This window comes from Myceligenerans indicum (genome assembly GCF_016742955.1).
Taxonomy (GTDB): Bacteria; Actinomycetota; Actinomycetes; order Actinomycetales; family Cellulomonadaceae; genus Myceligenerans; species Myceligenerans indicum.
In genome coordinates this window covers 1-1,730 of the sequence record NZ_JABBYC010000118.1, presented here as the reverse complement: position 1 = coordinate 1,730, position 1,730 = coordinate 1, and the positions used below count along the sequence as shown (strand labels likewise).

The window sequence follows — 1,730 nt, the reverse complement described above, 5'->3', positions numbered from 1 at the left end:
AGATGTGTATAAGAGACAGGTGTGATCTGGGGTGATGAAACGCTTGACCAAGGTTCAGGGCCTCCTCTACGGTGTGATCAAACGCTTAACCGGAGGCATCGACGACGATGAGTGCACCAGTGTTCTTCCGCCCGCACGGCGCGTGGGTCGGGGACGTGATCCCGTGGGAGTCCGACGGGACCTTCCACCTCTTCTATCTCCACGAACGACGCGACAGCGACGTCGGAACCCCGTGGCACCTGGTCTCCACGCGTGACTTCGTGACCTGGACCGACCACGGCGAGGCCCTGCCGTCGGGCGGCCCCGACGCCGTCGACCACAACGCCTACACCGGCAGCGTCGTCCAGGACGACGACGGTCTGCTGTACGCGTTCTACACCGGCCAGAACCCGCGGCGCCCGGGGCCGGACGGCCGTCCGTTGCAGGTGGTGACCTGGGCGACCAGCACGGGCGACCTGACGCGCTGGACCAAGACCACCGAACCGGTGGTCGAGGCCCCGTCGGGCTACGAGCCGGGCGACTGGCGCGACCCGTTCGTCTTCCGGGACCGGGAGGCAGGGCTGTGGCGCATGCTCCTGGCCGCTCGTCACGAGGGAGCCCCCGAACGGCGCGGCGGTGTCGTCGCCCAGTGCGTGTCACGCGACCTGACGCACTGGGAACCGGCCGAGCCCCTGTGGGACCCGGCCCGCTACCTCACGCAGGAATGCCCCGAGGTGTTCCACTGGAACGGCTGGTGGTACCTCGTCTACTCGGAGTTCACCGACGCCTTCGTCACCCGCTACCGGATGGCGCGCAGCCTGGAGGGGCCGTGGATCGCACCGCGGTTCGACTCCGTGGACGGCCGCGCCTACTACGCCGCCAAGTCCGCGGCACGCGACGGACGCCGCTTCTTCTTCGGGTGGATCGCCTCCAAGGAGGGATCTCACGACGACGGCGCCTGGCAGTGGGCCGGCACCCTCAGCGTGCTGGAGGCACGCCAGGAAGCCGACGGCACGCTCGGCTTCGGGCTGCCCGAGGAGCTCGCCGCGAGCTTCACCGCGACCGAAGACGTGCGGCTCGTCCCGCCTGACTCCGGCGTCCCGCGCCGTTCCGGGAGCCACGCCGGTTCCGGGAGCCACGCCAGTTCCGGAAGCCACGCCAGCATCGAGGCCTGGGACGGCTATGCCGCCCGGTTGTCGGAGTCGGAGGTGCCGGAGCAGGCCCTGATCGAGGTGACGCTCGACATCGCCGAGGACACCCGCACCGCCGGCGTCCTGCTGCGGGCCTCCGCCGACGGCGAGGAGAGCTACGCCCTGCGCCTCGAGCCCGACCGCGGGCGGATGGTGCTCGACCGCTGGCCCCGGCCCCGGACCGGCACGGAGCAGTGGCAGATCTCGGGCGACGTGCCGCACGCCGTCGAGCTCGAACGTCCCTGCGAGCTGCCGCCCGGCCCGCACACGCTGCGGATCCTGTTCGACGGCGACCTGTGCGTGGCGGACCTGGACGGCCGGGTGTGCCTGAGCACCCGCCTGTACGACCATCCCCGCGGCCGGTTCGGCGTCTTCGTCGGCGACGGCGCGCTCGACGTCACCTCGGCGCGTGTCGGCGTCCGGGAGCCGGACCCCGTCGGCGGCTCCCGTGACGCGGGCTCCTCCCGGACCACGCACCCACCGGTCGCCGGCTCGCTCGTGAAAGCTCCGTAGCCGCCCCGGAGCACCGGCCACCACCCGACCTGTCTCTTATACACATCT

1 protein-coding gene is annotated in these 1,730 nt (G+C 71.1%); it reads left to right on the top strand.

The genetic code is table 11. The annotated features are described in order from the left end of the window. Positions 1-107: 107 nt before the first annotated feature. The gene (locus tag HGK34_RS22150) at positions 108-1,682 is read left to right on the top strand and encodes a glycoside hydrolase family 32 protein (RefSeq protein WP_201851576.1); all 1,575 of its coding nucleotides are present in this window, start codon (positions 108-110) and stop codon (positions 1,680-1,682) included. Positions 1,683-1,730 lie beyond the last annotated feature (48 nt).

Coding starts and splice junctions, on each gene's coding strand:
- HGK34_RS22150 (WP_201851576.1), top strand. CDS start 108: ATGAGTGCACCAGTGTTCTTCCGCCCGCACGGCGCGTGGGTCGGGGAC.